The 19399-nt window shown below is 63.4% G+C and carries 13 protein-coding genes; 2 read left to right on the top strand and 11 right to left on the bottom strand.

Annotated elements, in window-relative coordinates:
* Positions 1-7: 7 nt before the first annotated feature.
* The 8 genes from glgC to USDA257_RS25865 form a co-directional block, all read right to left on the bottom strand.
* Positions 8-1270, bottom strand: a complete 1263-nt coding sequence (gene glgC, locus USDA257_RS25900) for a glucose-1-phosphate adenylyltransferase (RefSeq protein WP_014765949.1) — start codon at positions 1268-1270, stop codon at positions 8-10.
* A gap of 113 nt (positions 1271-1383) precedes the next feature.
* Entirely contained in the window at positions 1384-3594 is a 2211-nt protein-coding gene (glgB, locus tag USDA257_RS25895; protein ID WP_014765948.1) for a 1,4-alpha-glucan branching protein GlgB, read from the bottom strand.
* A complete protein-coding gene (locus USDA257_RS25890; RefSeq protein ID WP_014765947.1) occupies positions 3591-6056 on the bottom strand; it encodes a glycogen/starch/alpha-glucan phosphorylase in 2466 nt (821 codons plus the stop codon). The genes glgB and USDA257_RS25890 overlap by 4 nt, the downstream gene beginning before the upstream one ends.
* Positions 6057-6337: 281 nt before the next feature.
* Positions 6338-7579 (bottom strand): vWA domain-containing protein, encoded by a 1242-nt coding sequence (locus USDA257_RS25885; RefSeq protein ID WP_014765946.1) that lies wholly within the window; start codon positions 7577-7579, stop codon positions 6338-6340.
* A 176-nt stretch (positions 7580-7755) separates the two neighbouring features.
* Positions 7756-8634 carry a transglutaminase family protein gene (locus USDA257_RS25880; protein WP_014765945.1) on the bottom strand — a complete coding sequence of 293 codons (879 nt, stop codon included), beginning with the start codon at positions 8632-8634 and terminating at the stop codon, positions 7756-7758.
* 18 nt (positions 8635-8652) lie between these two features.
* Complete coding sequence (locus USDA257_RS25875; protein WP_014765944.1) at positions 8653-11061, bottom strand: circularly permuted type 2 ATP-grasp protein; 2409 nt, start codon at positions 11059-11061, stop codon at positions 8653-8655.
* Positions 11062-14388: a transglutaminase family protein gene (locus USDA257_RS25870; RefSeq protein WP_041414674.1), complete on the bottom strand. Its 3327-nt coding sequence runs from the start codon at positions 14386-14388 to the stop codon at positions 11062-11064.
* Positions 14389-14525: 137 nt separating this feature from the next.
* Positions 14526-15560, bottom strand: a complete 1035-nt coding sequence (locus USDA257_RS25865; protein WP_014765942.1) for an aldo/keto reductase — start codon at positions 15558-15560, stop codon at positions 14526-14528.
* A 106-nt stretch (positions 15561-15666) separates the two neighbouring features.
* On the opposite strand from USDA257_RS25865, the gene USDA257_RS25860 reads away from it, so the two are divergent.
* Complete coding sequence (locus USDA257_RS25860; RefSeq protein ID WP_014765941.1) at positions 15667-16620, top strand: LysR family transcriptional regulator; 954 nt, start codon at positions 15667-15669, stop codon at positions 16618-16620.
* Positions 16621-16670: 50 nt separating this feature from the next.
* On the opposite strand, the gene USDA257_RS25855 is transcribed toward USDA257_RS25860, so the two are convergent.
* The 3 genes from USDA257_RS25855 to USDA257_RS25845 form a co-directional block, all read right to left on the bottom strand.
* On the bottom strand, positions 16671-17435 hold the full coding sequence (locus USDA257_RS25855) for a VOC family protein (protein WP_014765940.1): 765 nt from the start codon (positions 17433-17435) through the stop codon (positions 16671-16673).
* A gap of 46 nt (positions 17436-17481) precedes the next feature.
* Complete coding sequence (locus USDA257_RS25850; protein WP_041415623.1) at positions 17482-17949, bottom strand: DUF1579 domain-containing protein; 468 nt, start codon at positions 17947-17949, stop codon at positions 17482-17484.
* 117 nt (positions 17950-18066) lie between these two features.
* Positions 18067-18798 carry a DUF899 domain-containing protein gene (locus USDA257_RS25845; RefSeq protein ID WP_014765938.1) on the bottom strand — a complete coding sequence of 244 codons (732 nt, stop codon included), beginning with the start codon at positions 18796-18798 and terminating at the stop codon, positions 18067-18069.
* Between the two features lie 150 nt (positions 18799-18948).
* On the opposite strand from USDA257_RS25845, the gene USDA257_RS25840 reads away from it, so the two are divergent.
* Positions 18949-19395: a MarR family winged helix-turn-helix transcriptional regulator gene (locus USDA257_RS25840; protein ID WP_014765937.1), complete on the top strand. Its 447-nt coding sequence runs from the start codon at positions 18949-18951 to the stop codon at positions 19393-19395.
* The last annotated feature ends 4 nt before the right edge of the window (positions 19396-19399 follow it).

Raw genomic sequence — 19399 nt, 5'->3', positions numbered from 1 at the left:
CGCGGACCTACATTCCCAATTTGTCGATCATCGTTTGCGTGATCAGGCAAACGCCGTTTTCGGACCGGCGGAAGCGCTTGGCGTCGAGCTCCGGATCATCGCCGACGACCAGCCCTTCCGGGATCACTACCCGGCTGTCGATGACGACATTGCGCAGAATCGAGTGCCGCCCGACCGTCACGTCGGGGAGAACTACGGCATTTTCGAGTCGGGAGTATGAATTGACGCGAACGCCGGTAAACAAGAGGCTCCTGTTGAGCGCTGCGCCCGAGATGATGCAATCTCCCGAGACGAGCGAGGAGGTCGCCGAGCCGCGGCGGTCCTCGTCGTCGTGGACGAACTTGGCGGGCGGCTTGATTTCGGAAAAAGTCCAGATCGGCCAAGTGCTGTCGTAGATGTCGAGCTCGGGCGTGATATGCGTGAGGTCGATGTTCGCCTGCCAATAGGCGTCGATCGTGCCGACGTCGCGCCAATAGGCCTCGCGTTCGAAGTCCGAACGGACGCAGGAGTGGGTGAAGCGGTGGGCGACCGCCTTACCGTGCTCGACGATATAGGGAATGATGTCCTTGCCGAAATCGCGACTGGATTTCGGATCGGCCGCATCCCGGCGCAGCATGTCCATCAGGAACTTGGTGTGGAAGACGTAGATGCCCATGGAGGCCAGCGCCATCTCAGGGTTGCCCGGGATGGCGGGCGGGTCGGCCGGCTTTTCGACGAAGGCGATGATCCGGTCCTCGTTGTCGACATGCATGACACCGAAGCCCGTCGCCTCCATGCGCGGCACTTCCAGGCAGCCGATCGTCACATCGGCGCCGGAATCGACGTGCTGTTGCAGCATCAGCTCGTAGTCCATCTTGTAGATGTGATCGCCGGCGAGGATCACCATGTACTCGACGCCATGATCCTCGATGATGTCGATATTCTGGAAGACTGCGTCGGCGGTGCCTTCGTACCATTGCGTTTCCGAGACGCGCTGGCTCGCCGGCAGGATATCGAAGCTCTCGTTGCGCTCGGGGCGGAAGAAGTTCCAGCCGCGCTGCAGGTGCCGGATCAGCGAATGGGCCTTGTACTGGGTCGCCACTCCGATGCGACGGATACCCGAATTCAACGCATTGGAAAGCGCGAAATCGATGATGCGAGCCTTGCCGCCGAAATAGACGGCCGGCTTGGCACGCCGGTCGGTCAGTTCCTTCAGCCGACTGCCACGACCGCCGGCGAGAACATAGGCCATGGCATCACGAGCCAGAGGTTGCGTACGTTTTTCCACCATTTGTCCTCCCCAAGATCAGTTCTTCGAGGACCGCCCGGCGGCTTTCTGCGACGCCTCGCGGGCCCCTGATTCCTTCCAGCCCGTCCGCCGGCGGTGCCGGCCGGGCCCACTCCTCATTCCTGCTCGAGCATCAGCGTCGCGAGCGGCGGCAGCGTCACTGTGGCCATCGTCATTCCGTTCGATTTCCTTTCCGCATGCACGGCGCCGCCGTTGCCCTTGCCGCTGCCTCCATAGATCTCCGCATCGGTGTTGAGGATTTCCTTCCAGCGTCCTGCGACCGGTAGCGGTACGTCATAGCCCTCCCGATAGACCGGAGTGAAATTGGTGACGACCGCGATCAGCTTCTCGCCCGGTGCTTTTCTGAGCCAGGCGAAGACCGAATTGTCCCGGTCGTCGGCAATCAGCCACTCGAAGCCATCGCCCTCGCAATCGCGTGCGTGCAGCGACGGTTTGGAGCGATAGGTGCCGTTCAAGTCGCGGACCAGCCGCCGCATGCCTTCGTGGAGATTGTATTCGAGCAGGTTCCAGTCGAGCTGGCGCTCTTCCGCCCATTCGCGCCATTGCGCGAACTCCTGCCCCATGAAGAGGAGCTTCTTGCCCGGATAGCCCCACATGAAGCCGTAATAGGCCCTGAGATTGGCGAACTTCTGCCAATCGTCGCCGGCCATCTTGGCGATCAGCGATCCCTTGCCGTGCACGACCTCGTCATGCGACAGCGGCAGGACGAAATTCTCGCTGAAAGCGTAGAGCAGTCCGAAGGTCATGTCGTTGTGGTGGAACTTCCGGTGCACCGGCTCGCGCGACAGATATTGCAGCGTGTCGTGCATGAAGCCCATGTTCCATTTGAAGCCGAAGCCGAGCCCGCCGGTGTGGACCGGATGGGACACTTTCGGCCAGGAGGTCGATTCCTCGGCGATCGTCAGAACGCCCTGATGAATGCCGTAGAGGCGGGTATTCATCGTCTGCAGGAAACGAACCGCCTCGAGATTTTCATTGCCGCCGTACTCGTTCGGCACCCATTCGCCGTGCTTGCGCGAATAGTCGAGATATAGCATCGACGCGACCGCGTCGACGCGGAGGCCGTCGACATGGAACTTCTCGGCCCAGTAGAGGGCGTTGTTGACGAGGTAGGCGGCGACCTCCTCGCGGCCGAAATTGTAGATCGCCGTGTTCCAGTCGGGATGGAAGCCCTGGCGCGGATCCTCGTGTTCGTAGAGCGCCGTACCGTCGAACCAGCGCAAGCCATGCTCGTCGGTCGGAAAATGCGCCGGCACCCAGTCGAGAATGACGCCGATGCCGACCTTGTGGCAGCCATTGACGAAGCGGGCAAAACCTTCCGGCTCGCCGAAGCGCGCGGTCGGCGAATAAAGACCGGTGGTCTGATAGCCCCATGACGGATCGTAGGGGAATTCGGAGATCGGCAGGAACTCGATATGGGTGAAGCCCATGTCGACGCAATAGGGGATCAGCCGCTCGGCCAGTTCGTCCCAGGTCAGCATATCGCCGTTGTCGCGGCGCTGCCACGAACTGGCATGGACCTCGTAGATGGAAATCGGCTGCCGGCGCGGATCGATCTCTTCCCAGTGCCGCCGGTGCGCCTCGTCGTCCCAGACCTGGGCGATTTCGCCCGTGGTTACCGATGCGGTGTCGGGGCGGAGCTCCGAGCGCCGGGCGAAAGGATCGGCCTTCAGCGGCAGCAGCGTGCCGTCCTTGCCGAGAATCTCGTATTTGTAAGGGGCGCCGATCGGCACGCCGGGGATGAAGATCTCCCAGATGCCCGTGTCGGCGCGCAGCCGCATGACGTGGCGACGGCCATCCCAATCGTTGAAGTTGCCGACGACCGAAACGCGCCGCGCGTTCGGCGCCCAGACGGCGAAGTGAAAGCCTTCGGCACCCTCGTGCGAGATCGGGTGGGCACCCATCTTGTCGAAGAGCCTCAGGTGCGAGCCTTCGCGGATGTAATAGTCGTCCATGGGGCCAAGGACGGGACCGAAACTGTATGAATCGAGCACGATCCATTCGCCGCCCTCGTTGCGGGCCCGGTAGCGGATCGGCTGCCCCTTGCGGAGCAAGACGGGGCCTTCGAAAAAGCCGGCGTCGTGGCGCCGTTCGAGTGCTCCGATGTCGTTGCCGGATAGGGTCTCCGCGACAACAGTTCCCGCGCCGGGAATGAAGCAGCGCGCGACGTAGGTCTTGCCGGAGGCGTGCACGCCGAGAACGGCAAAGGGGTCGCTGTGGGTGCCGGAAAGTATTGCCTCAATCTCCTGCGCCGGCAGAAAGCCTGACGCAGCGGGCGTTTCGTCCTTGCCAGGCGGTGACGTCATCCAGCTCTCCAGATTTCACCGGCATATTGCCGGATCGTGCGGTCTGAGGAGAACCAGCCCATGCGCGCCGTGTTCCGGATGGTCTTCGAATACCAGTCGGATGGGGTGGCCCAGAGTTTGTCAACCTCGCGCTGTGCCTTGGCGTAGGCTTCGAAATCGGCGGCTACCATGAACCAGTCATGGTTGTAGAGCCCGTCGACAAGGCCCGCGAAGCGGTTGCGATCGTCCGGCGAGAAGACTCCGGAGGCGATTGCCTGGAGCGCCTGCGACAGCTCGCGCGAGCTCTCGATGACGGCACGCGGGTTGTGCCCCTCGGCCCGTGCCTTCGCCACCTCCTCGGCGGTCATGCCGAAGATCTGGATATTTTCCTCGCCGACCCAGTCGCGCATCTCCACATTGGCGCCGTCGAGCGTGCCGATGGTCAGGGCGCCGTTGAGGCCGAACTTCATGTTGCCGGTGCCGGACGCCTCCATGCCGGCGGTCGAGATCTGCTCCGAGAGATCGGCGGCAGGCACCATCACCTCGGCGAGCGAGACGTTGTAGTTGGGGACGAAGATGATCTTCAAAAGACCACGCACCGCCGGGTCGTTGTTGATGACGCGAGCGACGTCGTTGGCAAGCTTGATGATCAGCTTGGCGTGGTGGTAGCTCGGCGCCGCCTTGCCGGCGAAGAGCTTGACGCGCGGCACCCAGTCGAGTTCCGGATGCGAGCGAATCTGATCGTAGAGCGCCACCGCCTCGATGATGTTGAGCAATTGCCGCTTGTATTCGTGGATGCGCTTGATCTGGATGTCGAACATCGCCGAGGGATCAAGCCTGATGCCGAGGCTCGCCTGGACCAGCTTCGCCAGCCTCACCTTGTTGGCGCGCTTGACGGCGGCGAAGTGTTCCTGGAAGTCCGGCTTGTCGGCAAAGGCGTCGAGGGCCTGCAGCGCCTCGGTATTGTCGATGAACTCGTCGCCGATCGCGTCACGGATCAACGCGAAAAGGCCGGGATTGCACTGCATCAGCCAGCGGCGCGGCGTGATGCCGTTGGTTTTGTTGTTGATGCGGTCCGGGTAAAGGCGGTGCAGGTTGGCAAACACCGTTTCCTTCATCAGGTCGGTGTGCAGCGCCGAGACGCCGTTGATCGAATGGGAGCCGACAAAGGCGAGGTTGCCCATGCGCACCCGCCGCTCGCCAGTCTCGTCAATCAGCGAGATGCTGCGGATCTCCTCGTCGGTCGCATGCTTCTGCCTGCGCGCCTCGATGAGGACCTTGGCATTGATCGCGTAGACGATCTGCATGTGGCGCGGCAACAACCGCTCGAAAAGCGGTACCGGCCAGCTCTCGAGCGCTTCCGGCAGCAGCGTGTGGTTGGTGTAGGCGAAGGTCCGCCGGGTGATGTCCCAGGCTTCCTCGAAACCGAGCCCGTGGACGTCGGTCAGCAGCCGCACCAGCTCCGCGACGGACACGGCCGGATGGGTATCGTTGAGCTGGATGGCAACCGCATCCGGCAGTGAGGTGAAGTCCGGATATTGCTGCAGATGCCGGCGCAGAATGTCCTGCAGCGAAGCGGAGGAGAAGAAATATTCCTGCCGGAGGCGCAGTTCTTGGCCGGCCGGCGTGGCGTCGGCCGGATAGAGCACGCGTGTCAGGCTCTCCGCCTTGTTGCTCTCGCGCAGCGCACCGATATGGTCGCCGGCATTGAAGGCGTCGAGCAGGATCGGGTCGATCGGCTGCGCAGCCCAGAGACGCAGCGTGTTGACCCGCTTTGCCCGCCAGCCGACGGCCGGCGTGTCGAAGGCGGTGGCGATTACCCGCTCCGCCGGCTTCCAGACGTAGCGCTGGACTTCCTCGTCGATATTGACCGTTTCGACACCGCCGCCGAAACCGATCTCGTAGGAGCTCTCCCGCCGCTCGAATTCCCACGGATTGCCATGGGCAAGCCAGGTTTCCGGCAGTTCGACCTGCCAGCCATCGGCCATCTGCTGGCGGAACAGGCCGTGCATGTAGCGGATGCCGTAGCCATAGGCGGGAACGTCGACGGTTGCCATCGACTCCATGAAACAGGCGGCAAGGCGCCCGAGGCCGCCATTGCCGAGAGCGGCGTCGGGCTCCAGCTGCCCGACCACGTCGATATCGACGCCGAGCGAGGCAAGCGCGTCACGCATCTCGTCCATAAGGCCGATATTCGTCATCGCGTCGCGCATCATGCGGCCGATGAGGAATTCGAGTGAAAGGTAGTAGACCCGCTTCGCCCCGGTCGCATAGGTCTTGCGCGTCGACTCCATCCACTTGTCGGTGATCCGGTCGCGGGCGACCAGAATGGCGGCAGTCAGCCAGTCGTGCGGTTTTGCGACCTTCGGGTCCTTGCCGATGCGGTATTTGAGGCGTTCAAGAATCTCGACGGCAAGCTGGCCGGGTTCGGAGGATCTCAGGGCCGGCTGCGGCAGTTCGTTGGTGGAGAGCCGATTCATCATGAGACCTGTCAAACCCTTGTTGCATTTCAGAAAACCGCAGACCGAACCGGCCGGGAACAGGGCATTTATGCATCGATCCGAAGCGCTTGCAACAGGTGTTTTAAATGGATTAGAAAACGCCAACGGGACTCGAGGACGTACTTAGGCTGCTATTTCAATACCTTCGGAGCAAGAAAAATGCCGCCCGGCAAAGGCCGAACGGCATGGCAAAATTACCCGGAGTGCGATGATTTCGGGCCGAAGCGACCCAGGATCCATAAGCGTCTCTCCTTCGACTCAGGTTATTTCGTCAGGCGGGAAATCATGGCCGAGGCGCGTTCGCCAATGGCCTTGAAGGCCGCGACTAGCTCGGCGGTTTCCTCGGCCTCGTAATAATGCGAGGACGAGGAGGCGCAATACCTCAGCAGCTCCTGGCCGCGCTGCGGCGCCATGAACGCGACGCTGTAGATCTCGACCTTATTGGCCTTGGCCGTGTCGCACCATTGCTTGGTAACCGTGTCGTCATTGGCGTAGTTGTTCTCGCCATCGGTCATGAAGACGATGTATTTCGTCGGCACCTGGCCGTTCTTGGCGGCATGGGCCGTGTTTTCCGTGTCCGCACTGACCTTCTGGTAGGCCGTCTTAAAGGCGCTGCCCGAGGCGGTGCCACCGATCGCAACCAGCGCATTGACATAGCTCGCCGTGTTACTCGTTCCCCAGGCGAGCGTTCCCGCCGCATCCTGCGAAGCATTGTAGGAGACCGCCGCGGTGCGGACATAGATCTGATCCGGATCCGCGACCAGCAATTGCGCCAGCAGGTCGCGGACGGCGGTCTTCAGGGCGTCGATCTTGGTGACGTAGCAGGGGCTGCTCGCCCACAGATTGGGGTACCTGCTCCAGTTTGACTCCGTATAGTTGGGGCAGCTCTTTTTTGTCGTGTTGATCGTGTTCGTCTTCCATGCCATCGAGCCGGACCGGTCGAGGACGAGATACATCGACAGCGCGTTTTTGGTCTCGGTGGCGCTTTCCGCCGTGGAGCTGGCTTCAAGCTCGATCGAATCCGTGCCGAGCAGTCGCGTCATGGCGTTGAACTCGATGACGCGCTTGTTGACGACGGTGACCTGGAAGATCTTTCCCTTCGCGCCGTTCGGCGTCTCGGTGATGTTCACCTCAGCCGTGTTGACGTCGTCCCACGTGGGTGTCGACGAGGCAGCGCCGGAGGAGGCTCCATCTTCGCCGTCGGCCGGTGCATCGGGCGTTGTGGTGCCGCCGGCCTGGGTCTTCAGGAATTTGCGAGCAAGCTCCTTGGCCGCCGCGATATCCGGCTGGTCGTCGGAAACAAGCGCTGAAGCCGCCGCCAGAGCGGCCGCGTCGGTCGCGTCCTGGAGCTGGTTCTTCGTCATCAGCATGTTGGCCATGTCGATGGACACGCCGCCGGCTGCGAAAAGCAGCGGCGCAGCGACCGCCGTCATCATTCCGAAATTGCCGCTCCGATCCTTCAGCATTCGGATGAAGGATTGGCCTATAGTGGACCGTCTTCCCATATGTGTGCACCCCCACACGTTGTGCCCTCTCGCCTATGACACTAGTGGATGATGCGTTACCGTGCGGTTCATGCAATCGCTGCAATCTTAACGAACCGCTAGAAAGCCCATGTATTCTGCGGGGCGCCGTCGGGGGTGGGTCTGCCGGAAAATGGTGCGAACTGTGCCAGTTCCAGTCATCCTACCGGAATGACGTCGACGGCCTGTTCCGTTGTGTGGCTGCCGTAGCTTTTCAGCACGCCGATGACCGGCGCCACGTCGCCATAGTCGCGTCCATGGCCGACGACGATATGGTCGGTGCCTGCCGGAATATTGTTGGTCGGGTCGAGTTCCATCCAGCCGCCGGTTGTGCCGCACCAGAAGCGGACCCAGGCATGCATCGCGTCGGCGCCTTCGAGCCGCTCCTTGCCGGGCGGCGGCAGGGTCCTCAGAAAGCCGCTGACATAGCCGGCCGGAATGCCGAGGCTGCGCAGCGCCACGATCATCACATGCGTGAAATCCTGACAGACGCCGCGCTTCAGCTTGAAGGCCTCGCCGGGCGTCGTGGTCACGGTGGTCGCTTCGGCATCGTAGGCGAAATCGCGGTGGATGCGTTCGCAGACGGCGACGCCGATCTGACGCACAGTCATGTCCTCCCCGGCAATTTCGCGCGCATAGGCGGCGATGTCCGGCGTCTCGGGCAGCAGCGGACTCGGGCCAATGAAATGGTGCGGCGAGTCGGCGTCGGCCGACCAGCAGGAGGCGAGTTGCGAGGGCAGGCCGGCCAGTGGCGGCGAGAAATCGGCGGTGAGCGCGATCGCTTCGGCCTGCACGCGCGCCTGCATGCGAATGACGAGGTTCTCGTGTACGGAGCGGAACAGGATGGAGGTGGTGGCGTTGGCGAAGAAATCGACGCTTTCGGACCGCTCGCCGGGCGTCGGCTGGAACGTGAGGGAGCCCGCGATCAGACGCTGGCGGCCCGCGATCGAGGCGGGCAAGACGCGCACGAGATGGCGCCCGCCGCTCACCGGAACTTCGTAACCGTAGGTGATCTTCAGGTTGATGTCATAGAGCATCGGAGCAGTCGCTCTCCGTCAGCCGAGATAGGTTTGTGCGAGCAGGTCCGAAAGTCTTTCGAGATCCTGCTCGAGCCGCTTGTAGACCGGCGCGGTCATGGCTTCCGGCGTCATCACCGCTAGGCCGGAGTGAAGCCGCATCGTCTCCCGGTAGAAGGGCGACATCTGGCCGTTGGCGAAGGCGTTCGGCAGCAGTTCGACCTCCGTCTTGATCTCGTTCAATTGAAAAAGGACGGAGCGTGGGTTGAGCGGGTCGAGCGCCAAAAGGTCGGTGACGGTCAAGGCGGCCGTATTGACGTTGTAGCGCCGGCGATGGGTCATGACGCTGTCGCCGATCTCGAGCAGCATGTCATAGGCGCCGTCCGGAGCCTCCGGTCCGGACATGTGCCCGAGCAGCCTCGTCATGTGCAGACCGCGTTCGAGATAGCGCCCGATCGACAGGAACCGCCAGCCAGTAAAGCGGTACATGTTTTCGTGGACGAGACCGGCAAAACCCGCAAGCTTGCGCAGCAGAATGGTCATCGCATGGGTCGCGTCGTCGCCGGCCGTCACGGTCGCATGGAATTTGCGTGCCGTCTTCGACAGGTCGTTCAGGGCAAGCCAGCCGTCGGGAGAGAACCGGTCGCGGATGTTGCCGGCGCTGAAGAGCGCGCTTTCGATATTGGCAAGCAGGCTGTCGGGCACCGGCTGGCGCGTGCGGATGTCGAGGGCGGCGAGATAGCTGCTGACATCCTTCAGGAGCGGCATGTTCGGATCTGCCGCTTCCGCAAAGCGGCTGTGCCAGGCGCGCAGGATTCGCAGCGCCCCCTCGGCCCTCTCGATATAGCGGCCGAGCCAGAAGAGATTGTCCGCCGCACGGCTGGGCAGGCTGCCCGGCAGGTTGCGGGTAAAACTCTCCTCGGCCGGGAGCAGCGTCGTGCGCTCGACCGGCCTGTCGCTGACGATCCAGACATCGGCGGCCGTGCCGCCCGCCTGCATGGCGATTGCCGCCACGTCATCGCCCGAGCCGATGCGGGCGAAGCCGCCCGGCATGATCTGCCAACCGTCGCGGGTGCGCGCAGCAAAGACCCTTAGGCTCATCGGACGCGGTGTCAGTTTGCCGCGCACCCAGGCCGGCGTCGTCGACAGCGTCACCACCTCCTGGCCGACGAGCTTGCCGCCGTCTGTCGCCAGCCATTCGGCGACCGAGGCCTTGGCGGTGTCGCGGAGTGAGGCACCGAGCACCGATTGCCCGTTGTCGTCGAAAAAGGGGCGCGTCGAATAGGCCGGGCCGATGACCATGCCCTCGATGTTGCCCGCGACCTGCTGGCGTTCCGGCTGCTGCCCGCACCACCAGGTGGCGATCGACGGCAGCTTCTGCTCTTCTCCGAGCAGATGGCGACACAGCGTCGGCATGAAGGCGAGGAAAGCACGCGTCTCGAGAATGCCGGAGCCGATTGCGTTGACGATCGAGACGGAGCCGGCGCGGAGCGCTTCGACGAGGCCGGGCGTGCCGATATGGGAGGATTGATCGAGTTCCAGCGGATCGGCGAACGAGGCGTCGAGGCGGCGCCACAGGACGCCGATCGGCTTCAGGCCGGCGACGGTGCGCACCATCACGCGACTGCCGACGACGGTCAGGTCTTCGCCTTCGAGCAGCATAAAGCCGAGGTAGCGGGCGATATAGGCGTGCTCGAAATAGGTTTCGTTGGCGATGCCCGGCGAGAGAACGGCAATGCGGTCGTCCGGATGCAGCTTTTGAGCTTGGAGGGTATCGCGGAACGCTCCGAAGAAGCTCGCCAGGCGGTGGACGTGGGTTTCGGCGTACAGGTTGGAAAAGGCGCGCGTCGTCGCCACGCGGTTTTCAAGCGCAAAGCCTGCGCCGGACGGCGCTTCGGTCCGGTCGGAAAGAACCCACCAGTTACCGTCGGGGCCACGCCCGATCTCGAAGGTACAGAAGTGCAGGAAATGTCCGCCAGCCGGCTCGACGCCGACAAGCGGGCGCAGGAACTGCGGATTGGAGGCGACGAGCGCCGGCGGCAGCAGGCCTTCGCGGACAAGGCGGTTCTCGCCATAGATATCCGCAACCACCTTCTCCAGGAGCTCGGCGCGCTGGATCAACCCCTCGGAAACGGCGGCCCATTCGGCTTCGTCGATCAGCACCGGAATGTGTGACAGCGGCCAGCTTCGTTCGGTGCCTTCCTTGCCGTAGGCGCGATAGAACACGCCGGCGTCGCGCAGATAGCGGTCGGCGCGCGCGAAGCGGTTGGCGAGCTCCGTTTCGTCCATTCGGCCGAGCGCGGCAAGCAGCCGCTGCCAGACCGGCCGGACGTTGCCCTGCGGGTCGAGCATCTCGTCGGCGACGCCCGGCAGGGCGCGATAGCCGAACGCCGGGTCGCCATCGAGACGCCCGTTGCCTATTGCCTCTGCCGCCAGTTTCTTCGCCATTTACACTCCTGCCGGACGCCTCAAGTCGAGCGTCAGGGGAAACTCCGCCGATGGGGTCTCGGGTCGCAGCCGATACATGCCGGTCGTGTGGCCCCAGGGTTCGAAGCGCGCCAGCCGGCGTGCCTCCGCCTCGTTGCCGTTGACCGGAAAGGTCTCATAGTGACGCCCGCCGGGATGCGCAACGTGATAGACGCAGCCGCCGATCGCCCGATTCGACCATGTATCATAAACGTCGAATGTAAGGGGAGTGTTCACCGGCAAGACGGGGTGCAGGCCGGCTGCCGGCTGCCAGGCCTTGTAGCGCACGCCGGCGACGGCGATGCCGTTCGTACCGGTTTTCGACAGCGGCACCGGCCGGCCGTTGCAGGTGACGATGTAGCGATCGGGATTGCCGGTTGCGAGCTTCACCTGGAGACGCTCGACTGACGAATCGACATAGCGCACCGTGCCGCCGATCGCGCCCTGCTCGCCCATCACGTGCCAAGGTTCGAGCGCCTGGCGGATTTCGAGCTTCGCTTCCTCGTATTCGACCTCGCCACAGAAGGGGAAGCGGAATTCGAGCTGCGCCTCGAACCATTCCGGCCAGAAGTCGAAGCCATGCGCCCTCAGGTCAGCGAGAACATCGAGGAAATCCTGCCAGACATGGTGTGGCAGCATGAAGCGGTCGTGAAGCGCCGTGCCCCAGCGCACGAAACCGCCTTCGACCGGGTTTTTCCAGAAACGGGCGATGAGGGCGCGGACCAGCAATTGCTGGGCGAGCGACATGCGGGCGTTCGGCGGCATCTCGAAGCCGCGGAACTCGATGAGGCCGAGGCGCCCCGTCGGACCGTCGGGCGAGAAGAGCTTGTCGATGCAGATCTCCGAGCGGTGCGTATTGCCGGTGACGTCGACGAGCAGATTGCGGAACAGTCGATCGACAAGCCATGGCAGCGGCGGCACGCGGCCCGCGCCGGGCACCGGCACCTGGGCAAGGGCGATTTCCAGCTCGTAAAGGGAGTCATGGCGTGCCTCGTCGATGCGCGGCGCCTGGCTGGTTGGTCCGATGAACAGGCCGGAAAAGAGATAGGAGAGAGAGGGATGCCGCTGCCAGTGCAGCACGATGCTCTTCAGAAGATCCGGCCGGCGCAAAAAGGGGCTGTCATTGGGGCTGCGGCCGCCGACCACCACGTGGTTGCCTCCGCCGGTTCCCGTATGGCGGCCGTCGATCATGAACTTATCGGCACCGAGCCGGCTCTGGCGCGCCTCCTCGTAGATCGCCGTGGTGATATCGACGCATTCCCCCCAGGTCGAAGCCGGGTGGATATTGACTTCGATCACGCCCGGGTCGGGTGCGACCCGGATGACGTTGATGCGCTCGTCCTGCGGCGGCGGATAGCCTTCGATATGGACGGTCAGGCCGAGCGCCGCCGCGGCCCGTTCGGTCGAGGCGATGAGATCCAGATACTCCTCGATTTCCGTGGTCGGCGGCATGAATACACTGAGCCGGCCTTCGCGCGGTTCGACGGTGATCGCGGTGCGCACGGAGCCGTCGATCTCGTCGCGTGCGGCGGGCAGTGGCGTTTGCGGCTCCTCGGCCGGTTGGAAGCGTGACCGTTGGGCGCGACCCTTCTCTTCGGTGAAGTTCGGCAGGTCCGTGCGCGGAACGGTTGGGTCGACAGGATTGATATAGGGATAAGCGGAGGGGGAAATATAGGGCAGGGCACCGAGCGGCAGGCGGTAGCCGACCGGGCTGTCACCGGGCACAAGGAAGATACGGCCGCGCCGGGTCTTCCATTTCTCGCTCGTCCATTTCCGGCCGGTAGCCCGGGAATTCCAGGCCTGTACCGGCAGCGCGTAGCCTGTTGGCGTCGTCAGGCCGCGCTCGAAGACGCGGGCGAGGCGGCTGCGCTCCTCCGGATCCTTCAGCTTCGAGTTGGACGGGTCGACATTGTTCGGCAGGTTCGCTTCCTTGATGATCCATTCGGCCGGATCCTCATAGGCAGGTACGACCATGTCGGCGGCGAGGTCGAGCTCGCCGGCGATGGCGACCAGCAGGCGCTCGGCGTCGCGCTCACTCACATCTTGCTTGCCGCGTTCCTCGGCAATCAGATCCGGTCGCTGCCAGATCGGCAGGCCGTCCCGGCGCCAATAGAGCGAGAAGGTCCAGCGCGGCAGACTTTCGCCGGGATACCACTTGCCCTGCCCGTAGTGCAGGAAGCCGCCCGGCGCGAAACGCTCGCGCAGGCGGCGAATGAGCGTGTCGGCCTTTTCGCGCTTGGTCGGGCCGACGGCGGCCGTGTTCCATTCGTCGGATTCGAAGTCGTCGATCGATACGAAGGTCGGCTCGCCGCCCATGGTCAGGCGCACGTCGTTGTCGGCCAGCACCCGGTCGACCTCGATGCCGAGGGCGTTCAGCGCCTCCCAGCTTTCGTCGGAAAAAGGCTTGGTGATGCGCGGATGTTCGGCGACGCGCGCGACCTTCATGTCGAAGGCGAAATCCGACTGCGTGTCCGGATCGCCGAAGAAGCCGCCGGAGATCGGCGCGGCGTTCCGGAAGTGCGGGGTAGCGGCGAGCGGAATGTGGCTCTCGCCGGTAAGCAGGCCGGAGGTCGGATCGAGCCCGACCCAGCCGGCCCCGGGGAGGTAGACCTCGGCCCAGGCGTGAAGGTCGGTGAAGTCGTGCTCGGTGCCGGAGGGGCCATCGAGCGCCTTCAGGTCGGGCGTCAGCTGGATGAGATAGCCGGAGACGAAGCGCGCGGCATAGCCGAGATTGCGCAGGATCTGCACCAGCAGCCAGCTCGAGTCGCGGCAGGAGCCCCTGGCCACACCGAGCGTCTCCTCCGGCGACTGCACGCCCGGCTCCATGCGGATGACATAGCCGATCTCCTTCTGCAGCCGCGCATTGAGGCCGACCACCATGTCGACGGTGCGCTGGCGCGAGCGGTCCACGCCTGCCATGAACGCCGAAAGCCTTTCGCCCATCGGCTCCGGCGTCATGTAGATCTTCAGATCCTCGCTGAGGTCTTCAGGGTAGCAGAACGGCCAGTGCTCGGATTCCTCCTCGACGAAAAAGTCGAAGGGATTATAGACGGTCATGTCGGCAACGAGATCGACTTCGACCTTCAGTTCGGTGACCGGATCGGGAAAGACGTAACGGGCGAGATAGTTTCCGTAGGGGTCCTGCTGCAGATTGACGAAATGGTTTTCCGGCGAGACTTTCAGCGAATGGCTGATGACCTTCGTCTTCGAATGAGCGGCCGGTTTCAACCTGATGATCTGCGGCGAGAGCCTTATCGGCCGGTCATATTTGTAATGGGTCAGGTGATAGATACTGGCCTTGATCGACATACAGCGTTTTTCCCCTCGATGGCGGGTCCTTCGCCCGCCATTCGCAAGGACTTTGTGCAATGCGAACAAAGAAAGCAAGCCGAAACCGGGATGGTTTCGGCGGGCCTTGCGCCTTCGGCAGCGGCGCGATCCTGGTCTCAGACCGGCGGTGGATTGAGCCGGGCAAAGCCCTCCTGCCGGTAGTAGGGGAAGTGGGGGTAGGGCGCCGTCGTCGCGCTCGCGGCGTCGAGGCGGGCGACCTGGTCGGCCGATAGCGACCAGCCAACGGCGCCGAGGTTCTGGCGCAATTGTTCCTCGTTGCGCGCCCCGATAATGACGCTCGAGACGGTCGGGCGCTGCAGGAGCCAGTTGATGGCAATTTGCGGCACAGTCCTGCCGGTTTCCTCCGAGATCCCTTCCAGCACGTCGACGATGTCGTAGAGCCTTTCGTCGTCGACGGGCGGGCCGAAAGCGGCGGTGTCGTGCAGTCGGCTTCCCTCCGGCCACGGCTCGCCACGGCGTATCCTGCCGGTCAGCCGACCCCAGCCGAGTGGGCTCCAGACAAGCGCGCCGACCCCCTGGTCGAGGCCGAGCGGCATCAGTTCCCATTCGTAGTCCCGACCGACGAGAGAGTAGTAGACCTGATTGGCGACGTAACGCGGATAGCCGTGCCGGTCGGCGGCGGCGAGCGATTTCATCAATTGCCAGCCGGAGAAATTGGAAACGCCGACATAGCGCAGCTTGCCGGAGCGCACGAGCATGTCGAGGGTCGTCAGCACTTCCTCGACCGGCGTTCCGGCATCGAAGGCGTGCAATTGCATCAGGTCGATATAGTCCATGCCGAGCCGCTTCAGGGCGGCGTCGACGCCTTTGACGAGGCGCGCGCGGGACGAGCCGGCATCGTTCGGTCCGTTGCCGACGGGCAGCGACATCTTCGTCGACAGGAGCACCTCGTCGCGCCGTCCCTTGACCGCCGCTCCGAGGATGACCTCGGAGTCCCCGTCGGAGTAGACGTCGGCCGTGTCGAAAAGATTGACGCCCGCCTCTAGGCAGATGTCGATCAGGCGGCGGGCCTCCGCTTCGACGGTGGTGCCCCAGGCGCTGAAAAGCGGACCCTTGCCACCGAATGTGCCCGCGCCGAAGCTGAGCGCCGGCACCTTCAATCCGGACGAACCAAGCCGTCGGTATTCCATCTTGAACTCCTTCGTGCTCATGCCATTCTTGCGACGAGAAGGATGGAGCGGACGGCGATTTGGATATAGACTGCCGGCGGGAACATTATCTGTGAGTTGAATTCACATGTCGCGACCCTCGGTCAACCGCTCGGGCGAAATGGAAGTCTTCGCCAAGGCAGTGGAACTCGGCGGCTTTTCCGCCGCGGCCCGCCACTTTCGCATGACGCCTTCGGCGGTCAGCAAGCTCGTGCTGCGTCTCGAAGAGCGGCTCGGCGTCCGGCTGGTAAACCGGTCAACGCGTAAGCTGCAGCTTACGCCGGAGGGGCATGCTTTCTACGAACGCACGACGCGGGTCCTCGCCGACATCGACGAGGCGGAGCGTTGCGCCTCGGCCGGTGAAAGCCCGACCGGCCGCGTGCGGCTGAATGTCAATGCGTCCTTCGGCACTCATATCCTGATGCCGCTGGTCCCTGAATTCCGCGTCCGCTTTCCGGCCGTCACGCTCGATATCGTCCAGACCGATGCGGTCGTCGACCTGATGGAGGCGCGCGCCGATGTGGCGGTCCGGGCAGGACCGCTCAAGAGCTCGACACTGATCGCCCGCAAGCTCGGCGCGACGCGGATGATGATCGTTGCGGCGCCTTCCTATGTGGAACGAAGAGGCATCCCCAGGAGCCTAGATGAACTGCGGACCCATGACCGGCTTGGCTTCTGCTATGCCCGCGCGGTCGACGGCTGGCCTCTCAGGGATGCGGGCGAAACGATCGTACTTGCCGCTTCGGGGGGCGTGCAGGTCAGCGATGGCGAGGGACTGCGGCAGCTCGCCCTTGCCGGCGCCGGGCTGGCCCGCCTCGCCGAGTTCGCCGTGCGCGAGGACCTTCGCGCCGGCCGGCTGCTGCCGGTGCTCGAGGAGTTGAATCCGGGCGATCTCGAGGAAATTCACGCCGTCTTTCTGGGGCAGGGCGGGGCTCTCCCTTCCCGCGTGCGCGCGGTTCTCGACTTTCTTGCCAGCCATGCCCGCGTCACGCCGGTGTTGCCCAATGGCTTCAACCGTCAGGCAGCGCAGGCGTCGGCATAGGGACAAAGGCTCGCGGGTACCGCGAGCCCTCTCTTCTGTCGACGTTCGTGTCAGCGCTTCGGTGCGACGAGCGCGAAAAGCGCACCCTGCGGATCGGTGCATTGGACGATCCAGGCGCCGCCGGGCACTTCCATTGGCTCCTGAATGATCTTCGCACCGCCGGACTTGGCCCGATCGATCGCTGCATCCAGCGCCTCGACGTTGAAGTAATAGAGCCAGTAGGGGGGCGCGGGGATTTCCTTCGGCTTGGTCATCATGCCGCCGATCGGCTGGCCGTTGAAGGCGAAGATCTGGTAAACGCCCATCTCGCCCATATCCATCGCCTGGTCCTTGGTCCAGCCGAACAGTTTCGAATAGAAGTCGAAGGCCGTGTCGAGGTCGCCGGCCATCAGTTCATGCCAGCCCACATTGCCGGCGGCCATCTGGTCCATGGGGGGCGGCGGCTCGCCATCGCCCTTGAAGAGGGCAAAGGCCGCGCCATGGGGGTCGGTGACGATCGCGAAGCGGCCGACGCCGGGAATGTCGTCCGGCGCGCGGTGGACGGTGCCGCCCGCGGCGGCGAGCTTGTCGGCGGCCGCGTCGACGTCATCGACCGCGACATAGCCGAGCCAGGCCGGCGGCACCTTCATCTCGAGCGCCCCGTCGGGCATGGTCATCAGACCGGCCACCTGGTGGTCGCCCATGGAGAATAGCGTGTAGTCCATGCCAGGCATGTCCGCATTGCGGGCGGACCAGCCGACGACGCTCTTGTAGAAGGCCTCCGCAGCCTTCGTGTCCGTCGTCATCAGTTCGTACCAGATGAATTTCCCATGCATTGTCGATCCTCCGGGTGGGGCGACGCAACGGTCGCCGTGGCATCAGCTATCGGCGGCGATACTCCGCCTGCATCATTTCCTTCCAGCTTCCGTCTTCGGCCTGGACGCGGGCCGTCAGTGTCCTGCGGTTCGCATCGATCAGCGTTATTCTGTCCTGGTATCTGGCCGATCTGCCGGGATTTTCAAAGTCCGGGCCTTCGCAATTCAGTGCAAGCGTCTTGCCGTCGTCTTCGATCTCACCGTCATAGACCCACATATGGGTCATCATGGAGCCGACCCATGTGCCGACATAGCGACCGGTCAGCGGATTGAACCCAAGCGTCATCAGGGTCTGGCCGGGATTCCCGTCCGGCATAGTGCCTTGCCCTTCACAAACCACCCAGAGGCCTTGCATCGAGCGGACATTCTCCACCCATGGGCCACTCGCCTCGGCGCTTCCGGTCGAATGTTCGGACGTCCATTCGCCGAGCAGTTGTTCCAGCCAACGGTGTTCTTCCTGAGGCTCTGCTTTCACTTTTTCCTCCTTGTTTCGCGCATGGTCGTTTACCCGACTTCGGGCTCTTTCGATTGCATAGCCGTAGTTTGTGCCCCCGATGCCGCGAGACATAGGGCCAGTGGCCGCTAAGTCCATTCAGTCGCAGCAGGCGTGCCGCTTCGGTGTGTCCTCGTATTCATCATGACGACGGACGAAATCCATATTCGTGCGTTCATTGCGCCCCCTGGGAGCGCGATCGAGAAGCATCAGGGTGCCGGCCATTTCCTCCAGCCCACGGGCATAGGTCGAATAGGTGTGATAGACGGTCCCATCCTCGTCTTTGTAGAAGGCGCTGAGGCCAGGGAGTTCCTCGAAGGCGTCCTTAGGATCGATTTCGGTGAAGTTGTACACGACCTTGTCCTTCGCCATTTCGCTGGGCGTGAAGGACACGTGGAAGTCGCCGTTGAAATCGCCCGAGGCGGAAACCCAGGGGAAATCCCAGCCCATTCGCTGTCGATAGGCCTCGATCTTCTCGAGCGGGGCGGTAGATGCGGCAACCAGCGTGACGTCGTGATGGTTGAGATGCGGCAGGGCGCCATCGAAATGGTCGACAAGGAAGGAGCAGCTTGGGCAACCGGCGTCCCAGCTCTCGCCGAACATAAAGTGGTAGACGAGAAGCTGGCCACGTCCGTCGAAGAGCTCCGCCAACGTTCTTGGGCCTTCCGGTGTATCGAAGGTGTAGGATTTCTCCAGCCGCACCCAAGGCAATGCCTGACGTTGGGTGTTTATCTTGTCCCGCAGCCGACTATGTTCCTTCTCCAGCGCCAGCAGCGATCTGCGTGCCTGCAGCCATTCCTCCTGAGATACGACGGCGTGGTTCGGTCCCATATCCGTTCCTCCTCCAGTACAGGGCTTCGATCGAATTCTCGTTGGAGCACCGATTATAACGCAGCTCGAGACTTGCGGTGAGCACGTCGAACGGTGGAGGCATTGCCATTTGTGCTTGACTATTTAGGTTGATATCAACATTAGTCGGACATGTCAAAGTCGCCGCTCATCCCTTTCTCGACCACGATCTTCGTCAGGGATACCTGCCTGTGCCTGCATGTCCAGCGCGCCGCCCGGGCGCTGGCCCGCCGTTTCGACGATGCGCTCAGGCCGCTCGACATCACCAATGGACAGTTCTCGCTGATGATGTCGCTCAATAGGCCGGAGCCGCCGAGCATGAGCGCGGTCGCGTCGCTCCTGGCCATGGATCGAACGACGCTGACTGCAGCGCTGAAGCCGCTGGAGCGTCGCAGTCTTCTGGAGACCTTCGTGGATCCGCAGGACAGACGACTGCGGCGCCTGCGACTGACGGAAGCGGGCGAGCGGCTGCTGGCTGAAGCCGTGCCAATCTGGAAGCGAACGCATGAGGCGATCGATGCGCAACTCGGCGACGCCGGCCCCGAGCGGCTGCGGGCCGACCTCCTCGCTCTTACATAGGCGC

Source organism: Sinorhizobium fredii USDA 257 (assembly GCF_000265205.3).
Taxonomy (GTDB): Bacteria; Pseudomonadota; Alphaproteobacteria; order Rhizobiales; family Rhizobiaceae; genus Sinorhizobium; species Sinorhizobium fredii_B.
Note: the sequence above shows the minus strand (reverse complement) of the source record. Positions and strands in the feature narration are given on the sequence as shown.